Source organism: Stenotrophomonas sp. TWI700 (assembly GCF_039673645.1).
Classification (GTDB): Bacteria; Pseudomonadota; Gammaproteobacteria; order Xanthomonadales; family Xanthomonadaceae; genus Stenotrophomonas; species Stenotrophomonas maltophilia_AA.
Window position 1 is genome coordinate 22,884 of sequence record NZ_JBDJMB010000021.1, and the last position, 21,510, is coordinate 44,393.

17 protein-coding genes are annotated in these 21,510 nt (G+C 66.6%); 12 read left to right on the forward strand and 5 right to left on the reverse strand.

The genetic code is table 11. From position 1 onward, the window contains the following. Positions 1–98: 98 nt before the first annotated feature. Complete coding sequence (gene ccmB, locus ABE473_RS14280; protein ID WP_176989437.1) at positions 99–794, reverse strand: heme exporter protein CcmB; 696 nt, start codon at positions 792–794, stop codon at positions 99–101. Next, on the reverse strand, positions 791–1,420 hold the full coding sequence (gene ccmA / locus ABE473_RS14285) for a heme ABC exporter ATP-binding protein CcmA (RefSeq protein ID WP_346478190.1): 630 nt from the start codon (positions 1,418–1,420) through the stop codon (positions 791–793). Before ccmA ends, ccmB begins: the two co-directional genes overlap by 4 nt. A gap of 139 nt (positions 1,421–1,559) precedes the next feature. Here ccmA and ABE473_RS14290 point away from each other — a divergent pair, with 139 nt between their 5' ends. The 3 genes from ABE473_RS14290 to ABE473_RS14300 all read left to right on the forward strand — a co-directional run bounded on the left by ABE473_RS14290 (position 1,560) and on the right by ABE473_RS14300 (position 4,196). Continuing rightward, complete coding sequence (locus tag ABE473_RS14290) at positions 1,560–2,708, forward strand: pyridoxal phosphate-dependent aminotransferase (protein WP_346489935.1); 1,149 nt, start codon at positions 1,560–1,562, stop codon at positions 2,706–2,708. A gap of 17 nt (positions 2,709–2,725) precedes the next feature. Further along, positions 2,726–3,532 (forward strand): amidohydrolase, encoded by an 807-nt coding sequence (locus tag ABE473_RS14295; protein WP_346489959.1) that lies wholly within the window; start codon positions 2,726–2,728, stop codon positions 3,530–3,532. Between the two features lie 229 nt (positions 3,533–3,761). Next, the gene (locus tag ABE473_RS14300; protein WP_346478192.1) at positions 3,762–4,196 is read left to right on the forward strand and encodes a hypothetical protein; all 435 of its coding nucleotides are present in this window, start codon (positions 3,762–3,764) and stop codon (positions 4,194–4,196) included. Positions 4,197–4,391: 195 nt separating this feature from the next. On the opposite strand, the gene ABE473_RS14305 is transcribed toward ABE473_RS14300, so the two are convergent. From ABE473_RS14305 to ABE473_RS14315, 3 genes are read right to left on the reverse strand one after another with little or no spacing between them, the layout of a single operon-like run. Beyond that, positions 4,392–6,224 (reverse strand): pseudouridine synthase, encoded by a 1,833-nt coding sequence (locus ABE473_RS14305; protein ID WP_346489936.1) that lies wholly within the window; start codon positions 6,222–6,224, stop codon positions 4,392–4,394. Continuing rightward, on the reverse strand, positions 6,217–7,254 hold the full coding sequence (gene scpB / locus ABE473_RS14310; protein WP_346489937.1) for an SMC-Scp complex subunit ScpB: 1,038 nt from the start codon (positions 7,252–7,254) through the stop codon (positions 6,217–6,219). Before scpB ends, ABE473_RS14305 begins: the two co-directional genes overlap by 8 nt. A gap of 15 nt (positions 7,255–7,269) precedes the next feature. Then, positions 7,270–8,301 carry a ScpA family protein gene (locus ABE473_RS14315; protein ID WP_176989443.1) on the reverse strand — a complete coding sequence of 344 codons (1,032 nt, stop codon included), beginning with the start codon at positions 8,299–8,301 and terminating at the stop codon, positions 7,270–7,272. A gap of 220 nt (positions 8,302–8,521) precedes the next feature. Here ABE473_RS14315 and ABE473_RS14320 point away from each other — a divergent pair, with 220 nt between their 5' ends. The 9 genes from ABE473_RS14320 (at position 8,522) to ABE473_RS14360 (ending at position 21,505) form a co-directional block, all read left to right on the forward strand. Further along, entirely contained in the window at positions 8,522–8,821 is a 300-nt protein-coding gene (locus tag ABE473_RS14320; protein WP_088434706.1) for a YciI family protein, read from the forward strand. Beyond that, entirely contained in the window at positions 8,818–9,087 is a 270-nt protein-coding gene (locus ABE473_RS14325) for a BolA family protein (RefSeq protein WP_346489938.1), read from the forward strand. The genes ABE473_RS14320 and ABE473_RS14325 overlap by 4 nt, the downstream gene beginning before the upstream one ends. 148 nt (positions 9,088–9,235) lie before the next feature. Continuing rightward, a complete protein-coding gene (locus ABE473_RS14330) occupies positions 9,236–10,273 on the forward strand; it encodes a LacI family DNA-binding transcriptional regulator (protein ID WP_346489939.1) in 1,038 nt (345 codons plus the stop codon). A gap of 92 nt (positions 10,274–10,365) precedes the next feature. Next, positions 10,366–13,425: a TonB-dependent receptor gene (locus ABE473_RS14335; protein WP_346489940.1), complete on the forward strand. Its 3,060-nt coding sequence runs from the start codon at positions 10,366–10,368 to the stop codon at positions 13,423–13,425. Positions 13,426–13,651: 226 nt separating this feature from the next. Beyond that, the gene (locus ABE473_RS14340; protein WP_346489941.1) at positions 13,652–15,265 is read left to right on the forward strand and encodes a glucoamylase family protein; all 1,614 of its coding nucleotides are present in this window, start codon (positions 13,652–13,654) and stop codon (positions 15,263–15,265) included. A 33-nt stretch (positions 15,266–15,298) separates the two neighbouring features. Beyond that, positions 15,299–16,615, forward strand: a complete 1,317-nt coding sequence (locus ABE473_RS14345; protein ID WP_346489942.1) for a sugar ABC transporter substrate-binding protein — start codon at positions 15,299–15,301, stop codon at positions 16,613–16,615. Then, positions 16,612–17,493: a sugar ABC transporter permease gene (locus tag ABE473_RS14350; protein WP_123730758.1), complete on the forward strand. Its 882-nt coding sequence runs from the start codon at positions 16,612–16,614 to the stop codon at positions 17,491–17,493. Before ABE473_RS14345 ends, ABE473_RS14350 begins: the two co-directional genes overlap by 4 nt. Continuing rightward, on the forward strand, positions 17,490–18,326 hold the full coding sequence (locus tag ABE473_RS14355; protein ID WP_176989448.1) for a carbohydrate ABC transporter permease: 837 nt from the start codon (positions 17,490–17,492) through the stop codon (positions 18,324–18,326). Before ABE473_RS14350 ends, ABE473_RS14355 begins: the two co-directional genes overlap by 4 nt. Next, positions 18,323–21,505: a discoidin domain-containing protein gene (locus tag ABE473_RS14360; protein ID WP_346489943.1), complete on the forward strand. Its 3,183-nt coding sequence runs from the start codon at positions 18,323–18,325 to the stop codon at positions 21,503–21,505. Before ABE473_RS14355 ends, ABE473_RS14360 begins: the two co-directional genes overlap by 4 nt. The last annotated feature ends 5 nt before the right edge of the window (positions 21,506–21,510 follow it).

Consider the following 21,510-nt stretch of genomic DNA (forward strand, 5'->3'; position numbering starts at 1 on the left):
CGACGATGGAACGGACGTGGAGTGGCTCGGCAACGGGTGACGCGGATGCAGGTGACGCTCACAACGCAGCTCACGCCACCGACAGTACGCCATACCGCTCAACTCAGCGAGATGCGGATCGCGGCGGCTGTCGCCAGCGGGGCCAGCACCAGCGCGATCACCAGCCCGGCGCCCAGCATCAGTAGCGCGCCAATCGGGTCCTGCCCGCGTGCGACCGCCGCCACGCTGCCGGCGCCGAATACCAGCACTGGCACATACAGCGGCAGGGCCAGCAGTGCCACGAGAATACCAGAGCGCCGGATGCCGACCGTCAGCGCGGCGACCACCCCGCCGATCAGGCTCAGCAACGGGGTGCCCAGCAGCAACGATGCCAGCAACATCGGCAACTGGTCATGCGGCAGATGCAGCATTTCCGCCAGCAGCGGCGACATCACGATCAGTGGCAAGGCGGTGGTGACCCAGTGCACCAGCACCCGCACCAGCACCAGCCAGGCCAGCGGCACCGGGGCCAGCAGCCATTGCTCCAGCGAGCCGTCCTCGGCATCGCTGCGGAACAGCGAATCCATCGCCAACTGACCGGCCAGCAGCACCGCCAGCCACATCACCGCCGCGGCGACGCGTGCCATCGCCTCCGGATCGCGGCCCAGCGCCAGCGCGAACAGCACCACCACCAGCAGCGCGAACAGCAGCGGCTGCAGGGCATCGCCACGGCGCCGCCAGAGCAGGCGCATGTCGCGGGCGACCAGCGCCCGTGCGGTCTGCCACAGGCCTGGTTCGGTACCCGGCGCGATCATGCCGCCACGCCCAGGGTCAGCAGGCGCGTGCGCACCGGCGGGGCGGCATAGGCACCGTGGGTGGTGACAAGCGCAGCGCCGCCGCTGCGCAGGTGCGCGGAAATCATGCGGTTCACCAGGTTGATGCCCTCCAGGTCGAGATTGGCGTAGGGCTCGTCGAGCAGCCACAGCGGCGCGGGCGAGAGCCAGATGCGGGCCAGTGCCAAGCGGCGCTTCTGGCCGGCCGACAGCTGCCGCACCAGCGTGTCCTCATACCCGGCCAGGCCGACGATCGCCAGCGCATTGCCGGGCATCTGGCGGGCGCGGCGACCGTGCAGGCCACACAGGAAATGCAGGTTCTCCAGCGTGTCCAGGTCCGGCTTCAACGCGGGCAGGTGGCTGAGGTAGGCCACGTAGTTCGCCCGTTCCTTGTGCCCGGCGCGCTTGCCATCGATCTCGACGTGCCCGCTCTCGGCACGCAGCAGGCCGGCCAGCACCCGCAGCAGGGTGGTCTTGCCGGCACCGTTGTCGCCCTGCACCAGCAGGGCTTCCCCGGCATCGACATGCAGGTCCAGGGGGCCGAAGACGGGTTCGTCGTTGCGACTGAAGCCAAGGCCATGCGCGGCCAGCAACGGAGGGGCGTTCAAAGGGCTCAGGCTTCACACCGGGAGGAGTGTTCATTGTATCGGGGACGGGCGACGTCGTGTCGGCCGCGGCCGGCACGACCGTCATGGCTTCGGGGGATTTCGTACACTTCGTCATCTACCCCCTCGATCCTGCCTGCCGATGCAACCGCAAACCAAGCTGCCCAAGGTGGGCACCACCATCTTCACCGTGATGTCCCAGCTCGCCGCCGAACACGGTGCGGTCAACCTGGGCCAGGGGTTTCCGGATTTCTCCGCACCGCAGCGGCTGATCGATGAAACCATCGCCGCGATGCAGGGCGGGCTCAACCAGTACCCGCCGATGACCGGCGTGGCGCCGCTGCGCCAGGCCATCGCGCAGAAGTCGCTGGATCTGTACGGCGCGCAGGTGGATCCGGATACCGAGATCACCGTCACCAGTGGCGCCACCGAGGCGATCTTCAACGCCATCCACGCCGTGGTCCGCCCGGGCGAGGAAGTGATCGTGCTCGACCCGGCCTACGACTGCTACGAGCCGGCGATCGACCTGGCCGGCGCACGCGCGGTGCACGTGCCGCTGGACCCGCAGACCTTCGCGGTCGACTGGGACCGCGTGCGTGCCGCGATCACGCCGCGGACCCGGCTGTTGATGGTCAACACGCCGCACAACCCGTCCGGCGCGATGCTGACCGCCGACGACATGCAGGCGCTGGCCGATGTGCTGCGCGGCACCGACATCTACCTGATTTCCGATGAGGTGTACGAGCACATCATCTATGACGGCCGCCGCCACGAATCCTCGCTGCGCCATCCGGAGCTACGCGAGCGCGCGTTCGTGATTTCCAGCTTCGGCAAGACCTACCACTGCACCGGCTGGAAGATCGGCTACGCGATCGCGCCGCCGGCGATGACCGCCGAGTTCCGCAAGGTGCACCAGTACAACACCTTCACCAGCTTTGGTCCGGCGCAGTACGGCTTCGCCGCGATGATCCGCGACGAGCCCGGACACCATCTGGAACTGGGCGCGTTCTACCAGGCCAAGCGCGACCGCTTCCGCGAGCAGTTGCTGACCACGCGCCTGCAACCGCTGCCGGTGCCGGGCGGTTACTTCCAGCTGGTGGATTACTCGGCCATCAGCGATCTGCCGGACCACGAATTCGTGAAATGGCTGACGATCGAGAAGGGCGTGGCGGCGATCCCGCTGTCGCCCTTCTATGAGACCGCGCCCGCCGGCCAGCGCCTGGTCCGCCTGTGCTTCGCCAAGAACGACGCCACGATGGACGCGGCGATCGAACGACTGCGGGCCCTGTGATGCGCACCGCGACCGATCTGCAGGACCTGCGCATTTCCCTGGTCCAGGGCGATACCCGCTGGCACGACCCGGCCGGCAACCGCGCGCATTACGGCGCACTGCTGGCGCCGCTGGCCGGGCAGACCGACCTGGTGATCCTGCCGGAGACCTTCACCAGTGGCTTCTCCAACGACGCCATCGACAAGGCCGAAGGCATGGACGGCCCGACCGTGGCCTGGATCCGCGAGCAGGCCGTGCGCCTGGGCGCGGCGGTCACCGGCAGCGTGCAGCTGCGGGTGGGCGAGGGCGTCTACAACCGCTTGCTGTGGGCCACCCCGGAGGGCGAGCTGCGGTATTACGACAAGCGCCACCTGTTCCGTTACGGTGGCGAGCACGAGCGCTATGCCGCCGGCAGCGAGCGCCTGAGCGTGGAGTGGAAGGGGTGGCGGATCAATCCGCAGGTCTGCTACGACCTGCGTTTCCCGGTGTTCTGCCGCAACCGCTACAACGTGGAGCGCGCCGACCAGCTGGATTTCGATCTGCAGATTTTCGTCGCCAACTGGCCGTCGGCACGCGCCTATGCGTGGAAGACGCTGCTGCGCGCACGCGCGATCGAGAACCTCTGCTATGTGGCGGCGGTGAACCGGATCGGTGTCGACGGCAACGACCTGCATTACGCCGGCGACAGCGCAGTGATCGATTTCCTCGGCCAGCCGCAGGTGGAAGTGCGCGAAACCGAGCAGGTGGTCACCACCACGATCTCGGCCGCGGCACTGGCCGCCCACCGCGCGCGCTTCCCGGCAATGCTGGATGCGGACAGTTTCAGCCTGCAGGAACACCGCTGAAACGGTAGTGCCAGCCGCTGGCCGGCTCTGCACGTTGTTGGCGGTGCGCATTGCCGGCCAGCGGCCGGCTCTCATGGGCATTGGAAGATTGCCTGGAGCCGGCCAGCGGCCGGCACTACCCGGGCCGCTCCGGCTGAACGGATGCAGGATGCGTGCGGTGTGCATCATCTTCGCCACACGCGCACGCTGCTAGATTCGGCGCGTTCCCACTGCGTACGAGCGGACCTGCATGAAAAAGTTCTCCCTGGCATTGATCGCATTGGCCGGTATCTCGGCCGTCCCGGCCGCGCAGGCTGCCGGCAACATCGATTGCGAGCTGCACTACAACCTGGCGGGCTGGTCGGTGCTGTACAAGACCGCCTCCGGCACCGGCACCATCCAGTGCGACAACGGCGCGCGCATTCCGGTCAAGATCACCGCCAAGGGCGGCGGCCTGACCGTGGGCAAGTCGAAGATCGTCGACGGCAAGGGCAAGTTCTCCGGCGCCTACTCGGTCAACGACCTGATCGGTTCCTATGCGTCCGTCGAAGCGCACGCGGGTGCCGACAAATCCAGCAATGCCCAGGTGATGACCAAGGGCGATATCTCGCTCGCCTTGGCGGGCACCGGCAAGGGCTGGGACCTGGGCGTGGGCGTGGGCCGCTTCACCATCGAACGACGCTGAGGCGCAGAGCCACGCCAAGCGTGGCTGCACCACCGTCTCCGGCATGACGCGCAGCCACCCCAGGAAGCGCAGCCACCCCATGAAGCGCAGCCACCCATGGGGTGGCTCTACAGGACCGGGTTGGTCGCGGCCCGCGTGGACCCAACGAAAAACCCCGGCCTGAGCCGGGGTTTTTTGATCTCAGCGTATCAGTGATCAGCCGCCGCGCGGGCCGCCACCACGGTGACCGCCGCCACCCGGGCCGCGATTGCCACCGGGACGACCACCCGGGCCACCGGGACCGCGAGCACCGGGGCCACCCGGGCCACGGTTGCCGCTCGGACCACCCGGACCGCGGTTGCCACCGGGACCGCCGGGGCCGCGCGCACTGGCGCCACCCGGACCCCGTGCACCTGGGCCACCCGGACCACGGTTGCCACCCGGACCACCCGGACCGCGGTTGCCCGCCGGACGCGCGCTGCCGTACGGGCTGGCGCCCGGATTGGCGTGATCGGACGGGAAGCTCGGGGCATTGCCCGGATGGCCGTACGGATGGCGGGACGGACCCTGGCCACCCTGGGCACCGCGGTTGCCACCGCCGCCCGGACCGGCCGGACGGCCCTGGCCGCCGTAGCCGCCACGGCTTTCGCCACCGCGGTTCTCGCCGCCGTAACCGCCGCCACCGCCGGCATAGCCGCCGCGACCTTCAGCGCCGCCGCCGTAGCTGCCGCGCCCCGGGCCGCCTGCGCCACCCGGACCCTTCGGCTTGCCATACGGACGGCCCTGGCCGCCGGCACCGGCGCCGGCACCCGGACCACGCGCGCCGGGACCACGGGCAGCGCCCGGGCCGGCATTGCGATGGCCGCTCGGGCCGGTGCTGACACCATCCGGCACGTACCAGCTGCGGAACGCAGCCGGGTTGCCTTCCGGAAGCGCCCGGTTGCCCTTGTCCGGGCGGGCCTTGAACGGGCGCTGCGACTGCTTGGCCGCTGCTTCGCCGCTGACCGTCAGGCCACCCTTGAAGCCGCCACCCTTGCCACCGCGACCACGGCCGCGCTCTTCGCGCACGTTGTCGAAACGACGCAGTTCGCGGCCTTCGTCGGCCGAGTTGTGGCCGTTGACGTAGGCATTGCCACGGCCACCCTCGCGCGACACGCGCACGGTGGTCTTGGCGGCGCGACGCTGGCCGATCACCGGCTGCAGGGTCAGCGCCGACGGCGCGCCTTCTTCCAGCTTCAGTTCGGCGCGCAGCGCTTCAACCTGCTTGGCCGGCAGTTCCACCGACTGGCCACGCAGCAGTTCGCGCGGCAGGCTGACCTTGCCGTAGCGGGTGCGCTTCAGGCGGCTGACCTGGCAACCCTGCGATTCCCACAGGCGGCGGACTTCGCGGTTGCGGCCTTCCTTGACGACCACGCGGAACCAGTCGTGCGAATCGGTGCCGCCGATGCGTTCGATCTCATCGAACTTGGCCGGACCGTCTTCCAGCGCCACGCCGCGGGCGAGGCGGTCGACGATGCTGTCCGGCACTTTCTCTTCGCCTTCCGGTGCACGCACGCGCACGACGTACTCGCGCTCGACCTCGTAGGAGGGGTGCATCATCGCGTTGGCCAGCTCACCGTCGGTGGTCGCCAGCAGCAGGCCGGTGGTGTTGATGTCCAGGCGGCCGATCGCGATCCAGCGCGCGCCCTTGAGGGCAGGCAGCGCTTCGAACACGGTCGGGCGACCTTCGGGGTCTTCGCGCGTGGTCACTTCGCCTTCGGGCTTGTTGTAGGCCAGCACGCGGGAGGTTTCGGTCAGCGCGGTGGCGACGAAACCACGGCCGTCCAGCTCGACTTTGTCGCCGCTCTTGATCGACTGGCCGGTCTGCGCGACCTCACCGTTGACCTTGACCAGGCCATCGGCGATGCGCTGTTCCAGCGCGCGGCGCGAACCCAGGCCGGCCTGCGCCAGCACTTTGTGCAGGCGCTCTTCCAGCTTGGGCTGTTCGGAGGCGGTTTCGCGCTTGAGCGAAAGCTTGTTCAACGATGGCTTGCGGGGGGTGTCACTCATTTACTTGGCTCCGGCCGGCAACGGATGCGTCGGCCTCTGGTTCGGGATCGGCTTCGTCAACAGCCACGGTCGTCTTCGCGACGGCGTTGTTTTCGGTTTCGTTCTGGGGCGCCGCGCGCTCTCCCGGCGCGGTATCGGGTTCGCCATCGCTGGCGGTCGTATCCGCGTCGTCGTCGGCAAGCGACAACGGCGCATGGGATGGGGTGTCGGAGGCGTCCGCATCGGCGGAAGCCTCGTTATTGTCCGGTTCTGCCGGTTGCTCCGCCAGCCGCGCCGAGGCCAGTGCCACGCGGGCGGCCAGCCGGGCGGCGGCAGGGTCCAGCGGGTCGGCCGGGTCGGCCGGTTCTGCAGGGTCCATCGCGTCGGCCAGGTCCGCCGGCGCCGGAGTGGCATCGTCGTTGGCCGCGTCGCTGTCCAGCTCGGCATCCGGTGTCGCAGCGCCGGCAGGCAGGCGACCGGCCGGTTGACCTTCGTTGTCCAGCGGCAGCTGCGGCTCCAGCTCACCCAGGTCGCGCAGCTCGGACAGCGGCGGCAGTTCGTCCAGGCGCTTGAGCCCAAAATAATCCAGGAAGCCCTTGGTGGTGCCGAACAGCGCCGGCTTGCCGGGCACGTCGCGGTGGCCGATCACGCGGATCCATTCGCGCTCTTCCAGTGCCTGGATGATGTTGCTGCTGACCGCCACGCCGCGCACCTGCTCGATCTCGCCGCGGGTGATCGGCTGGCGGTAGGCGATCAGCGCCAGCGTTTCCAGGGTGGCACGGGTGTAGCGGGTCTTGCGTTCGGTCCACAGCCGGGTGATGTAGCCATGCACTTCGCTGGTGACCTGGAAGCGGAAGCCGGAGGCCACCTCGACCAGTTCCACGCCGCGGTCCTGGCAGCCGTCGCGCAGCAGTTCCAGCGCGCGTTCGATGCTGCCCGGCGGGGCCGGCTCCTCTTCCGGGAACAGGCCCTGCAGCTGCGCCAGCGTCAACGGCTCGCTGGCCGCCAGCAGGGCGCCTTCGACAATACGGTTGATCAGCGGTTGATCCATGCGTGGGTCGGGTGCTCAGTCGGATTCGTTGGCGGCGTCGTTGTCGTCGAACTCGCTGTTGAACTGCAGCGGTTCGTTGGTGTTGCCGGCGGCCAGGGACTTGACGTAGATCGGCGCCAGCGGAGCTTCCTGGACGATGTCCAGCAGCTGTTCCTTGGCCAGTTCGAGCAGGGCGAGGAAGGTGACCAGCACCCCCAGCTTGCCTTCTTCGGCGGTGAACAGCGTTTCAAACCGGTAGAACCTGCCATCTTCCAGACGGCCCAGCACGTCGCCCATCCGCTGGCGCACGCTCAGCGCCTCGCGTTTGATCGCGTGGCCGGTGAACAGCTCGGCGCGCTTGAGCACGTCGTGCAGCGCCATCAGCATTTCCTTCAGGTCCACCGGCGGCGGCAGCTTGACGGCCGCGCGATCGGGGACGAAGGCATGGACCACGGTGGTGTCGCGGTCCTGGCGGGGCAGGCTGTCGATGTCCTCGGCGGCCTGCTTGAAACGTTCGTACTCCTGCAGCCGGCGCACCAGCTCGGCACGCGGATCGGCTTCCTCGCCCTCGATGCTGGGCGGCCGCGGCAACAGCATCCGCGATTTCACTTCGGCCAGGATCGCCGCCATCACCAGGTACTCGGCCGCCAGTTCGAAGCGCAGCTCCTGCATGACGTTGATGTACTCGACGTACTGGCGGGTGATCTCGGCGACCGGGATGTCCAGGATGTCGAGGTTCTGCCGGCGGATCAGGTACAGCAGCAGGTCCAGCGGACCCTCGAAGGCATCCAGGATGACTTCCAGCGCGTCCGGCGGGATGTACAGGTCCTGCGGAATCTGCAGGACCGGCTGTCCATGCACCACGGCCAGCGGCATTTCCTGCTGCTGTGGGGCGGGCACTCGGGTTGGCGGGTTCGCGTCGAGCGCGAGTTCGGCAGTCATCAAATAGACGTCAGTATTGCAACGGACCGGTCGCCGCACCATGCCAGCGTCCGGAACGGTGCCGGGCGGCAGGATGGCAAGCCATGACACGCCTGGGTCGGCGCGATTCCACACTTCAAACAGCAAGGCGCGCCGCGATGGGCAGCGACAGAACTACGGGGAGGTCGTCTACGTGTGCTGGTGTGGGGCAGTGGGTCGGTCGTCGGCTGGCGGTGGAGCCGGGTGCCGACGGGGCGCTGCGTCCAGCCACGTGCAATGGACATAAGACTACGGGGTTGCCGCGCCAGTGTCCAGCCAGCCCCGCTAGAATGCCCGGGTTCGATTCAACAAGACCTCGGAGTTGCCCGTGTGGTATGTGATTGAAGGCTATGACGGCACCGACGTGCTGGCCGCCCGTCTGGCGTCGCGCCCGGCCCATCTGGCCCGGCTGCAGGCCCTGCAGGATGAAGGCCGGCTGCTGCTGGCCGGCCCGTGCCCGGCCATCGACAGCGAAGACCCCGGCCCGGCCGGCTTCAGCGGCAGCGTGGTCATCGCCGCGTTCGATTCGCTGACCCAGGCCCAGGACTGGGCCGCCGCCGATCCTTATGTAGAGGCGGGCGTCTACGTGCGCGTCCAGGTCCGCCCGTTCCGCAAGGTCCTGCCATGAACCGGGTCGAGCGCATCCGCGAGGCCCTGCAGCAGGCGCTGGATCCCGAGCTGCTGGAGGTCAAGGACGACAGCCACCGCCACGCCGGCCACGAGGGCGCGCGGGACGGCCGCGGCCATTTCAAGGTGCACGTGGTCAGCGCGGCCTTCGAAGGAAAGCTGCCGCTGGCGCGCCATCGGGCCGTCTATGCGGCTCTGGGGACGATGATGGAGACCGATATCCACGCGTTGTCCATCTGTGCCGAGACACCGGTCAAGAACCGCTGAAACCCTTGTCCCGCCTTGTCCTGGCCAGTCCCGAAAGGGGCCGCCATGGACAGCTTTTGGTTACCGCCGTACGACATGAGGCTAACGTAGTGTTTACATCCGGGTTTGAAAACGCTTACATTCCGCGCCAAGCCCAGATCTCTAAGCCGTGGAGGGCGGCGAAGTGAACAAGGCAGCGATCACTATCAAAGATGTCGCCCGTGAGGCCCGTGTCTCTGTTGCCACGGTCTCGCGCGCACTCAATGGCCATGAAAATGTTGCCGAGCCCGTGCGCAAGCTGGTGCTGGAGGTAGCGGCGCGACTGCGCTACACCCCGCACGCAGCGGCCCGGAGCCTGAGCAGCCGACGGACCAACACCATTGGCGTGGTGTTGCCCGATCTCTATGGCGAATTCTTCTCCGAACTGATGCGCGGCATCGATGGGGTGGCCCGCGAGCGTCGCCAGCATCTGCTCGTGTCCAGTTACCACGGTGACCAGGAGCAGCAGGGCGCGGCCCTGCGTGCCATGCGCGGTCGTGTCGATGGGTTGCTGGTGCTCTCGCCGTATGCCGAGAGCCCGGGCTTCCTCACCGACAACCTCCCGCAGGCGCTGCCCACGGTGCTGATCAACACCTATCTGCCCGAGCAGGATCATCCGGTGCTGAGCATCGATGACCATGCCGGTGCGATGACGATGACCCGCCACCTGCTGGATGTCGGGCATCGACGCATCGCCTTCATTTCCGGTCCGGACCTCAACTACGACGCCCGTGAGCGCCTGCGCGGTTTCCGCGATGCGCTGGCGGCCTTCGGCGATGCTGCCCAAGGTATCGAGTTGCCCGGTGACTTTGACGAAGCTTCCGGCCATCGCGCCGGACAGGAGTTGCTGGCAGCCGGCACGCTGCCCGATGCGGTGTTCGCCGCCAACGACATGATGGCGCTGGGGTGTCTGTATGCGTTCGCGCAGGCAGGTGTCCGTGTGCCGACCGATGTCGCCTTGGCGGGTTTCGATGACATTCCGCTGGCACGTTTCGTTCACCCGTCGTTGACGACGATGCAGGTGAGTATCGCCGACCTCGGCGATAAGGCCGCGACGCGCCTGTTGCAGTTGATGGATGGCAACAACACAGAAGGGGCCGGCGACAAGCAGACGCTCGTGCCGACCCTGATCGTGCGTGATTCAAGCAAGCCCAGAAGCGAGCTGTAGGTCACGACCGTTGGTCGTGACGCATGCAAACCACGCTGTAAAAAAACAATGACAGGGGCCGCAAAGACGGCCACCACCACCCGGAGAGTTACATGACGTATTCCAATCACCGCAACCGCGCGCCCGCGCGCAGTCTGTTGTCCAGCGCGCTGGTCACCTGCCTGATGCTGGGCGCCGCCCCGACCGTGATGGCGCAGTCGGCCACCTCGTCGCTGCGCGGCCAGGTCGCCGAGGCTGCCGCCGGCACCGAAGTCACCGCGACCAACGTGGCCAGCGGCAGCGTGCGCCGCGCCACCACCCGTGCCGATGGCAGCTACTCGCTGATGGGCCTGGACCCGGGCACCTACAACGTCGTGGCCAACGGCCAGACGCAGAAGGTGACGGTCACCGTGGCCTCGACCGCGACCCTGAACTTCAGTGGCGCGCCGGCCAACGGCAGCACCGCCAACGCCACCAACCTGGACACGGTCAACGTCATCGCGCCGACCCTGCTGCAGGAAGTGCGTACCTCCGAAGTGGGCAAGACCGTCAGCCTGCAGCAGATCCAGACCACCCCGCAGGTGTCGCGCAACTTCCTGGAATTCGCCGACGCGGTGCCGGGCCTGATCTTCACCCGTGATGCCAAGGGCAATACCTCCCTGCGTGGCGGTGCCACCAACTCCGATGGCACCAACGTCTACATCGACGGCGTGGGCCAGAAGAGCTACGTCAAGGGCGGCGGCGTCGCCGGCCAGTCCGGCAGCGCCGGCAATCCCTTCCCGCAGCTGGCGATCGGCGAATACAAGGTCATCAGCGGCAACTACAAGGCCGAGTACGGCCAGGTGTCGAGCGCGGCCGTGACCGCGGCGACCAAGTCCGGTACCAACGAGTTCAAGGGTGAAACCTTCTACCGTTACACCAACGAAGACATGCGCGCCAAGACCCCGGCCGAGCGCCAGGGCGGCAAGGACAAGATGGTCTCGGCCGAGAAGGAATACGGCTTCGCACTGGGTGGCCCGATCATCCAGGACAAGGCGCACTTCTTCGTGACCTATGAAGCCAAGCGCTTCGACCTGCCGGTCACCATCGCGCCGGACGGCGCGGTGACCAGTGCTGCCGGCCTGCTGCCGGCCGACGGCGCCGCAGGCCTCGGCCCGGCCAGCCAGCCGTTCCAGCAGGATCTGATCTTCGGCAAGATCGACTTCGAGCCGACCGACAACGATCGCATCGAGCTGACCTTCCAGGACCGCGATGAAACCCAGTCGCAGTTCAGTGGCCAGACCGCGCCGGAAGCCGGCCGTGAAGTGGTCAACACCGACCGTCGTTACGCCCTGCGCTGGAACCACAGCGGCGAGCGTTACTACAACGAGCTGATGGTCACCCACGAAGATTCGTTCAACAACCCGACCCCGCTGACCCTGGCCAACGGCATCACCTACACCGCGCCGGACGGCACCGAAGACCGCACCGTGGTGAAGATCGGTGGCGCATCGGCGCTGGATTCGCAGGTGAAGGGCCAGAAGGGCTGGTCGATCGAAGACAACCTGACCCTAGACGGCATCGAGTGGCAGGGTGACCACACGATCAAGATGGGTGCCAAGTACAAGCAGATCGACCTGTACGCATCCGATGCCGCGCAGATCAATCCGACCTTCACCTACAGCCTGGGCGATGCGGATTTCCCGGATTCCATTCCGTACAAGGCGCAGTTCGTCAAGCCGGTGACCGGCGTGTCGGGCGTGTCCGGCGAAGTGCGTTCGAAGTCCAAGCAGATCGGCCTGTTCATCCAGGACGACTGGCAGGTCAACGACCATCTGCAGCTGAACCTCGGCCTGCGTTGGGATTACGAGAAGACCCCGTCCTACCTGGACTTCGTGACCCCGCAGCAGGTGGTCGACGCGATCTACTCGCAGGATCCGCGTGCGGCCGCTGGCCAGACCTACGCCGATTCGCTGGCGCTGGGTGGCCTGAACATCGGCGACTACATCAGCAACGGCCACAACCGCAAGGCGTTCAAGGATGCCTGGCAGCCGCGCCTGGGCTTCTCGTATGACATCAACGCCGACGAGCAGCACGTGTTCCACGGTGGCGCCGGTCGTTCGTATGACCGCGATCTGTTCGACAACCTGCAGCTGGAAACCACCAAGCTGGCCCTGCCGCAGCCGACCATCTACTTCCGCAACCCGGGCACCGGCACCTGCATCGACGGCCAGGCCGCCTGCTATGACTGGAACCCGAACCTGCTGAACGGCATCGGCAACCTGCAGGCCCTGGTCGGTTCGACCAGCAATGCCGGCCTGGAAGTCGACCTGCTGAACAACAACCTCAAGGTGCCGTACTCGGATCAGTTCAGCTTCGGCATGAGCAACCAGGTCGGTGACTGGCTGACCGATGCGACCATCTCCCGCACCCTGAGCTACGACGGCTTCGCCTTCACCCTGGGCAACCGTTACCCGACCGGCCAGTTCTTCGATGACCCGCGCCTGTGCGGCGGCACCGAGCCGGGCCTGGGTCAGGCCTGGAGCTGCAACGTGCCGGGCTTCGGCAGCCTGATCATCGGCCAGCAGGGCATCAAGACCCGTGCGACCCAGGTCCTGCTGTCGGCGCAGAAGCCGTTCACCCAGGAAAGCGGCTGGGGCACCTCGGTGGCCTACACCTGGACCACCGCGCGCCACAACCGTGACATCAACGAGAAGTACGCGTTCGACCGCGGCCTGATCGAAGATTATCCGACCATCCGCTCCAACGGCGCGCCGCGCCACCGCCTGGTGGTCACCGGTTCGTACGCGGGCTTCTGGGGCATCACCTTCGGTGGCAAGCTCACCTTGGCCACCCCGACGGCGGTGAACGACTGGTACGGCGTGCCGCAGGCCAGTGGCTACAACCTGCCGACCCCGCAGGCAGCTGTGCCCAACGCCAATGGCAAGTTCCTGGTGGGTGGCAAGATCTTCGGCTACCGTTCGGTCGATCTGCAGGCGACGAAGACGTTCAAGATGCCGGGCGAGACCGAGCTGTACGCGCGCATCGACATCATCAACGTGTTCAACTTCGACAACTTCTCGACCTACAACTACGTGAAGACCAACGGCAAGCTGCAGGCCAGCTACAACGAGACCGGCGACATCATCGGTACGCCGCGTCAGGTCAAGGCCGAAGTCGGCTTCCGTTTCTGATGCAGCAACGGCCCCGTCCTCGGACGGGGCCGGTTTCATGGCAATGGCTGGCCCTCGGGCCAGTCCATTGTCCAGGCCGGTGCCACGGAGGGTGGCAGCGGCCTGGGCAATGACCCGCCGCTTTCGACCACGCATGCGTGGTTTTTTAAAGCGGCGTTCTGTAAACGATTTCAGGTCATTGGACGTTATGCTCTCCAGTCACGAACACCGCACAAGGAGTTGGCCCATGCAGGCACGCCACCTGTTGACCGCTGCGACGATCAGTCTCGCCGCCGCTGCCTGTCAGCCGCAGGCCCAGCAGGAGCCGGCCAAGCCGAAGCCGCCCGTGATCCTGGTCGAGGCGGATGTGCCGCCGCGGCCGATGAAGCCGGAGCTGCCGCCGCTGTTCGACGATATCGAGCGCCGCACCTTCCAGTTCTTCTGGGATACCACCAACGAGGTCAACGGGCTCAGCCCGGACCGTTACCCGTCGCGTCCGTTCGCCAGCATCGCTTCGGTGGGTTACGCGCTCACCGCCTATCCGATCGGCATCGAGAACGGCTGGGTCAGCCGCAACCAGGCGATCGACCGCACCCTGCTGACGCTGAAGTTCTTCCGCGACCTGCCGATGGGCCCGCAGCGCACCGGCAAGGGCGGCTACAAAGGCTTCTACTACCACTTCCTGGACATGCAGGAAGGCCGCCGCTACGACAGCTGGGTGGAACTCTCCAGCGTGGATACCGCGCTGCTGATGATGGGCGTGCTGTTCGCGCAGTCCTATTACGACGGTGACGACGCGCGCGAAAAAGAGATCCGCGAGATCGCCGACACCCTGTACAAGCGCGTGGACTGGCCGTGGCTGCAGCAGCGTGCGCCGCTGATCTCGATGGGCTGGTTCCCCGAGAGCGGCTTCATCGATCACGACTGGATGGGCTACAACGAGGCGATGATGGTCTACATCCTCGCGCTCGGCTCGCCGACCCATCCGGTCAGCCCGGACGCCTGGACGGTGTGGACGCGTACCTATGACAACGACTGGGGCGTCTACCAGGGCCAGGAATACCTGTCCTTCGGTCCGCTGTTCGGCCACCAGTACACGCATGTGTGGGTCGACTTCCGCGACATCCAGGATGCCTACATGCGCGAGAGGGGCAGCACCTACTTCCTCAACAGCCGCTCGGCCGCCCTGGCGCAGCGCGAATACGCGATCGCCAACCCGATGAACTGGAAGGATTACGGCCAGAACGTGTGGGGCCTCACCGCCAGCGATGGCCCGCAGAACACCACCCAGGAATACCGCGGCGAGCAGCGCCAGTTCCGCCATTACTCTTCGCGCGGCGCCGGCCTGCGCGAGAACTTCGATGACGGCACCATCGCGCCGACCGCGGCGATCTCCTCGATCGTGTTCGCCCCGGAAGAGGTGATCCCGGCGGCGGTGGAGATGCACAAGCGCTACGGCGACTACATCTATTCCAGTTACGGCTTCCTGGATTCGTTCAATCCCAGCTTCAACTACGACATCCCGATCAAGACCGGTCGCCTGGTCCCGGATCGCGGCTGGGTGGCCAGTGATTACATCGGCATCGACCAGGGCCCGATCCTGACCATGATCGCCAATTACCGGAATGATTTCGTCTGGGATGTGATGAAAAAGAATCCGCACATCCGCAAGGGCCTGGAGCGCGCCGGCTTCAGCGGTGGCTGGCTGACCCCGGAAGGCGAGGATCAGCCGATGGAACTGCAGAAAGATGAAAAGGCGGCCTCGGCGCGCTCGGTCGGCATCGCCGAATCGCGCGCGGCAGCAGCCCAGGAACAGAAGAACAATTCCAATTCGAACCGCAACCAGCAGCAGGGGAAGTAAGCAGTGCCATCGTCGTCGCGCCCGAAGCTGGGGTTGAGTCTGTTGCTGCTGATCGTCGGCAGCCTGTTGTTGAGTGCCTGCCGGAAGGAACCGGAAGGAGTGACTGTGCGTTTCTGGGCGATGGGCCGCGAGGCCGAAGTCGTCACCGGTCTGGTTCGTGAGTTCGAGGCTGAAAACCCCGGCATCCATGTCGATGTGCAGAACATCCCGTGGACGGCCGCGCATGAAAAGCTGCTGACCGCGTTCGCCGCCGAAGGGCTGCCGGACGTGTGCCAACTGGGCAATACCTGGATTCCCGAGTTCGCTGAACTCAACACCCTGACGCCGCTGCAGCCCTACGTGGCGCAGTCGAAGGTGGTGGACCCGGCCGATTACTTCCAGGGTATCTGGGATACCAACGTGATCCATGGCGAGCTGGTCGGCGTGCCGTGGTACGTGGATACGCGCCTGCTGTATTACCGCAAGGACCTGCTGGCCAAGGCCGGCTACGACCACCCGCCGCGCAGTTGGGCCGAGTGGAACGACATGATGGCGGCGATCAAGAAAATGCAGGGTCCGAACCGCTACGCGGTGCTGATGCCGATCAACGAGTTCGAGCAGCAGCTCTCCTTCGCCCTGCAGCAGCCCGACCCGCTGCTGCGCGATGAGGACACCCGCGGCAACTTCAGCAGCCCCGGCTTCCGCAGGACGCTGGGCTTCTACGAGAACATGTTCGCGCAGGGCTGGGCCCCGCGCATGTCCGAGACGCAGATCTCCAACGTCTGGGACGAGTTCTTCCGGGGCTTCAACGTGTTCTACGTATCCGGCCCCTGGAACATCCGCGAATTCAAGAAGCTGCAGCCCAAGGAACTGGAAGGGCAGTGGGGCACGGCCGCGCTGCCGGGTCCGGATGGCCCGGGTGCGGGCATCGCCGGCGGGACCAGCCTGGTGATCTTCCGCGATTCGAAGCAGAAGGAAGCCTCGTGGAAGCTGATCGAGTTTCTGTCGCGCCCGGCGATCCAGGAGCGCTTCCATTCGATCATCGGCGATCTGCCGCCGCGGCGCAGCACCTGGGAGTATCCCTCGCTGGCCAACGATCCACTGGCGCAGCCGTTCCGCGACCAGCTCGAGCGGGTCAAGCCGACCCCGAAGGTGCTGGAGTGGGAGCGGATCGCCCAGGAAATGCGGATCACCACCGAACAGGTGGTGCGTGGTGGCCTTGACCAGGATCAAGCAGTGAAAGAGCTGGACGCACGCGTGGACAAGGTCCTCGCCAAACGCCGCTGGATGCATGAGCAGCACCGCCAGAAATCCTCCGGGGTGAGCGACAAGCAGCACTCCAGTGCAGTGGCCACGGAGGCGGCACCATGAAGCAGCGTTCGCTTGCCGGCTGGATGTTCGCCGGTCCGGCCATCCTGGTCATCGCGGTGTTCTTCGGCCTGCCGGTGTTCTCGGCGCTGGCCCTGAGCATCACCGATTTCGACCTGTATGCATTGGCCGATGGGGACAACCTGCGCTTCGTCGGCCTGGGCAACTACATCGACCTGCTGCAGACCCCGATGTTCTGGAAGTCGCTGTGGAACACGACGTACTTCGTGATCGTCGGCGTGCCGCTGTCGATCGCGGTGTCGCTGGGCGCGGCGATCCTGCTCAACGCCCCGGCCGCACGCTTCAAGGCGCTGTTCCGCACCGCGCTGTTCGCCCCGGTGGTGACCACCCTGGTGGCGGTGGCGGTGATCTGGCGTTACCTGTTCCACACCAGCTACGGCCTGGTGAACTATGGCCTGGGCCATCTGGGCATCAGCCCGATCGACTGGCTCGGCGACCCGAACTGGGCGATGCCGACCATCATGCTGTTCGCAGTGTGGAAGAACTTCGGCTACAACATGGTGATCTTCCTGGCCGGCCTGCAGGCGATCCCGCATGACCTGTACGAGGCCGCCCGCATCGACGGCGCCTCGCGCTGGAAGCAGTTCCTGCACATCACCCTGCCGATGCTCGGCCCGGTGCTGCTGGTGGTCGGCGTGATCACCGTGTCCGGCTACTTCCAGCTGTTCGCCGAGCCTTACGTGATGACGCGTGGCGACCCACTGCAGAGCACCGTCAGCGTGCTGTACTTCATGTTTGAAGAAGGCTTCAAGTGGTGGAACCTGGGTCGCGCCTCCGCGGTGGCGTTCCTGCTGTTCCTGATCATCCTGGGCGTGACCAGCATCATGCTGCGTTTCGGCCGCAAGAGGCAGTTGGTATGAGTCGTGAAATCGGTCAATCGCGCTGGCATGCCTGGTGGGTCAATGGCGGCCTGCTGGTGCTCGCGGTCCTGAGCCTGGCGCCCTTGCTGTGGATGCTGTCGGTGTCGTTCATGCCGACCGGCGAAGCGGCGCATTTCCCGCCGCCGCTGCTGCCGTCCTCGCTGACCACCGCGAACTACCATGAGTTGTTCGCGCGTACCGGCATGGCCAACAACTTCGTCAACAGCCTGATGGTCTCGCTGGCGATCACGTTCGGCTCGCTGCTGCTCAACACCATGGCCGGCTATGCCTTCGCCAAGCTGCGCTTCGCCGGCCGCGAGCGCATCTTCCAGCTGCTGCTGGCCGCGCTGGTGATCCCGGCGCAGGTGGCGATGCTGCCGCTGTTCCTGCTGATGAAGCAGCTGGGCCTGGTCAACAACTTCGGTGGCGTGATCGTGCCGGCGCTGGCGACGGTGTTCGGCATCTTCCTGGTCCGCCAGTACGCGCGTTCGATCCCGGACGAGCTGCTCGAAGCGGCCCGCATCGACGGGGCAGGGGAGCTGCGGATCTTCTTCCAGATCGTGCTGCCGATGCTCAAGCCGGTGCTGGTGACCCTGTCGATCTTCACCTTCATGGCCGCCTGGAACGATTTCATGTGGCCGTTGATCGTGTTGACCGATCAGGAGCACTACACTCTCCCGGTGGCCCTGGCCACGCTCTCGCGCGAGCACATCATGGACGTCGAGATGATGATGGCCGGCGCGGTGGTCACGGTGGTTCCGGTGCTGCTGCTGTTCCTGGCATTGCAGCGTTATTACATCCAAGGTCTGTTGCTGGGGAGTGTCAAAGGGTGAAGCATGCCGTCGTCGCGGTGGGTCTGGGTCTGGTCTGGTCACTGGCGGCCTCGGCCGCACCGCCGGCGACGCCGGTGTTGCCGGCACCCAAGGTGCTGGACAGCTTCGACGACATGAGTCCGTGGAAGCTGGTCGTCTCCGACCAGGTCAGCGGTTCGCTGCGCAGCGTCGCCGGCAGTGGCGGCGGCCGCGCGCTCTGCCTGGACTACGACTTCCACAACGTCTCCGGCTACGTCGGCATCCGACGCGAGCTGGGCATCCAGTACCCGGAGAACTACCAGTTCGGCTTCCAGCTGCGCGGTGATTCCCCCGCCAACGATCTGCAGTTCAAACTGATCGACGCCAGTGGCGACAACGTGTGGTGGGTCAACCGGCCCGGCTACGCGTTCCCCAAGGCGTGGACGCCGGTGCAGTACCGCAAGCGCCAGATCGACAAGGCCTGGGGCCCGGAGACGGACAAGACGCTCAAGCGCAGCGCTGCGATGGAGTTCACGATCTACAGCAAGGTGGGCGGCAAGGGCACGGTCTGTTTCGACCGGCTCACGCTGCAGGGACTGCCGCCGGCCGATACCTCCTCGCTGAGCCCGTCGGTGATCGCCGATACCGCCACCGCGCTGCAGAACCGCATCGTCGATGGCAAGCCGGACACGGTGTGGATCAGCGGCGGCGTGGCCGAACAGACGATCAGCCTGGACCTGCACAAGGTGCGCGAGTTCGGTGGGGCGGTGATCGAATGGCTGCCCGGGCTGGAGGCCACGCGCTACGTGGTGCGTTCCTCGGCCGACGGTCGCGCCTGGAACACGGTGCGCGAGGTGACCGCCGGCGGCGGTGGCCGTGACTGGCTGGCCCTGCCCGATACCGAAGCGCGCTACCTGCGCTTCGACCTGAAAGGTGGCCCGAGCTGGCGCTACGGCATCCGCGACATCACGGTGAAACCGCTCGAGTTCGCAGCGACTCCGAATGATTTCGTCCGCTCGGTCGGCGCCGACCTGCCGCGCGGCTCGGTGCCGCGTGGTTTCACCGGTGAACAGCCGTACTGGACGCTGCTCGGCCTGGACGGCGGCCGCGAGCAGGCCTTGATCGGCGAAGACGGCGCGCTGGAGGTGGCCAAATCCAGCTTCAGCGTCGAGCCGTTCGTGCTGGTCGACAACAAACTGCTGAGCTGGGCCGACGTCACCACCCGCCAGTCGCTGCAGGACGATTACCTGCCGATCGCCAACGTCGGCTGGACCCACGACAAGGCCGGCCTGCAGGTAACCGGCTTCGTGCAGGGCACGCCGGACAACGCGCAGCTGGTCGGGCGCTACACCCTGCGCAACCCGGACAAGGTCGCCCACGAGTACACGCTGGCCCTGGCCGTGCGCCCCTGGCAGGTGAATCCGCCGACCCAGTTCCTCAACACCGTCGGCGGCGTCAGCCGGATCGACAACCTGTCCTTCGACCCGACCCACGTGGATGTCAACGGCAAGCCGCGTCTGTACCCGGCGCAGGCACCCGATGCGGCGTTTGCGACCGCGTTCGACAGCAAGCTCGACGTGGTCCACCTGGCCAGCGGCAAGCTGCCGGGCACCACCGAAGTCCAGGATGGCACCGGCCTGGCCTCGGGCGCGCTGCTCTACCGCTGGAAGCTGGAGCCCGGCCAGAGCCGCGAGGTGGCGATCGTGCTGCCGCAGACCGGCAGCTGGACCATGCCCTCGGCCTTCGACGCGGCCAAGGCGCAGCAGCAGGTCGCTTCGATGTGGCGGACCAAGCTGGACCAGGTGACGCTGCAGGTTCCCGCCGCCGGCAAGCCGCTGGCCGACACGCTGCGCACTTCGCTGGCGCACATGCTGATCTCGCGCATCGGCCCCAGCCTGCAGCCGGGCACGCGCTCGTATTCGCGCAGCTGGATCCGCGATGGCGCGATGATTTCCGAAGGCCTGCTGCGTATGGGCCGCAGCGATGCGGTGCGCCAGTACGTGAACTGGTATGCGCCGTATCAGTTCGACAACGGCAAGGTGCCGTGCTGCGTGGATTCGCGCGGCAGCGACCCGGTGCCGGAGAACGACAGCCACGGCGAATTGATCTTCAACATCGCCGAGTACTGGCGCTACACCGGCGACACCACCTTCCTGGAGGTGATGTGGCCGCATGTGCAGGGCGCCTACCAGTACATGGAGCAGCTGCGCCTGAGCGAGCGCACCGAGGAGAACCGCGCCCGCAACCCGGCCTTCTACGGAATGATGCCGGTCTCGATCAGCCACGAAGGCTATTCGGCCAAGCCGATGCATTCGTACTGGGACAACTTCTGGGCGCTGCGGGGCTACAAGGATGCGGCGATCATCGCGAGCACGCTGGGCAAGGCGGAAGCAATGCAGATCAGCGAATCGCGCGACCAGTTCCGTGACGACCTGCAGGCCTCGCTGCTGGCCGCGACCGCACAGCACAGGATCGACTATCTGCCGGGCTCGGCCGAGCTCGGCGATTTCGATGCAACCTCGACCACCATCGCGCTGGCGCCGGCCGGTGAGCAGGGTCGCCTGCCACAGCCGTACTTGAACAACACCTTCGAGCGGTATTGGAAAGAGTTCGAAGCGCGTCGGGATGGCAAGCGCGAGTGGAAGGACTACACCCCCTACGAGTGGCGCAACGTGGCCGCCTTCGTACGCCTGGGCTGGCGTGACCGCGCCTGGCAGGCGACCGAGTTCTTCTTCAAGGACCGCGCGCCGCAGCCCTGGAACCAGTGGGCCGAAGTGGTCTCGCGCACGCCGCGCAAACCGTTCTTCCTGGGCGACCTGCCGCACGCGTGGGTCGCCTCGGACTTCGTGCGCTCGGCCTTGGACATGTTCGCCTACAACCGCGACATCGACGACAGCCTGGTGCTGGCTGCCGGCGTGCCGTCGCGCTGGCTGGAAGGCAAGGGGGTCGGTGTACAAGGCCTGCGCACCCCGAACGGGCAGCTCAACTACGCGCTGGTCCGCAACGACAAGCAGCTCACCCTGACCGTGTCGGCCGGGCTGATTCCACCGGCCGGCGGCGTGGTGCTGCCGTGGCCGTACAGCGGCGAGCCGGGCGCCACCACCATCAATGGTGAGCCGGCGGAATGGGTGGGTGGCGAACTGCGCGTGATGCAGGTGCCGGCCAAGGTCGAGATCGAGATTCCGGCGTCGGTACGCCGGGCAGAGCGCAAGGCACCGTAATGCGG

Coding starts and splice junctions, on each gene's coding strand:
- ABE473_RS14325 (WP_346489938.1), top strand. CDS start 8,818: ATGAACCGGGTCGAGCGCATCCGCGAGGCCCTGCAGCAGGCGCTGGAT.
- ABE473_RS14340 (WP_346489941.1), top strand. CDS start 13,652: ATGCAGGCACGCCACCTGTTGACCGCTGCGACGATCAGTCTCGCCGCC.
- ABE473_RS14350 (WP_123730758.1), top strand. CDS start 16,612: ATGAAGCAGCGTTCGCTTGCCGGCTGGATGTTCGCCGGTCCGGCCATC.
- ABE473_RS14300 (WP_346478192.1), top strand. CDS start 3,762: ATGAAAAAGTTCTCCCTGGCATTGATCGCATTGGCCGGTATCTCGGCC.
- ABE473_RS14290 (WP_346489935.1), top strand. CDS start 1,560: ATGCAACCGCAAACCAAGCTGCCCAAGGTGGGCACCACCATCTTCACC.
- ABE473_RS14305 (WP_346489936.1), bottom strand. CDS start 6,224: ATGAGTGACACCCCCCGCAAGCCATCGTTGAACAAGCTTTCGCTCAAG.
- ABE473_RS14355 (WP_176989448.1), top strand. CDS start 17,490: ATGAGTCGTGAAATCGGTCAATCGCGCTGGCATGCCTGGTGGGTCAAT.
- scpB (WP_346489937.1), bottom strand. CDS start 7,254: ATGGATCAACCGCTGATCAACCGTATTGTCGAAGGCGCCCTGCTGGCG.
- ccmB (WP_176989437.1), bottom strand. CDS start 794: ATGATCGCGCCGGGTACCGAACCAGGCCTGTGGCAGACCGCACGGGCG.
- ABE473_RS14335 (WP_346489940.1), top strand. CDS start 10,366: ATGACGTATTCCAATCACCGCAACCGCGCGCCCGCGCGCAGTCTGTTG.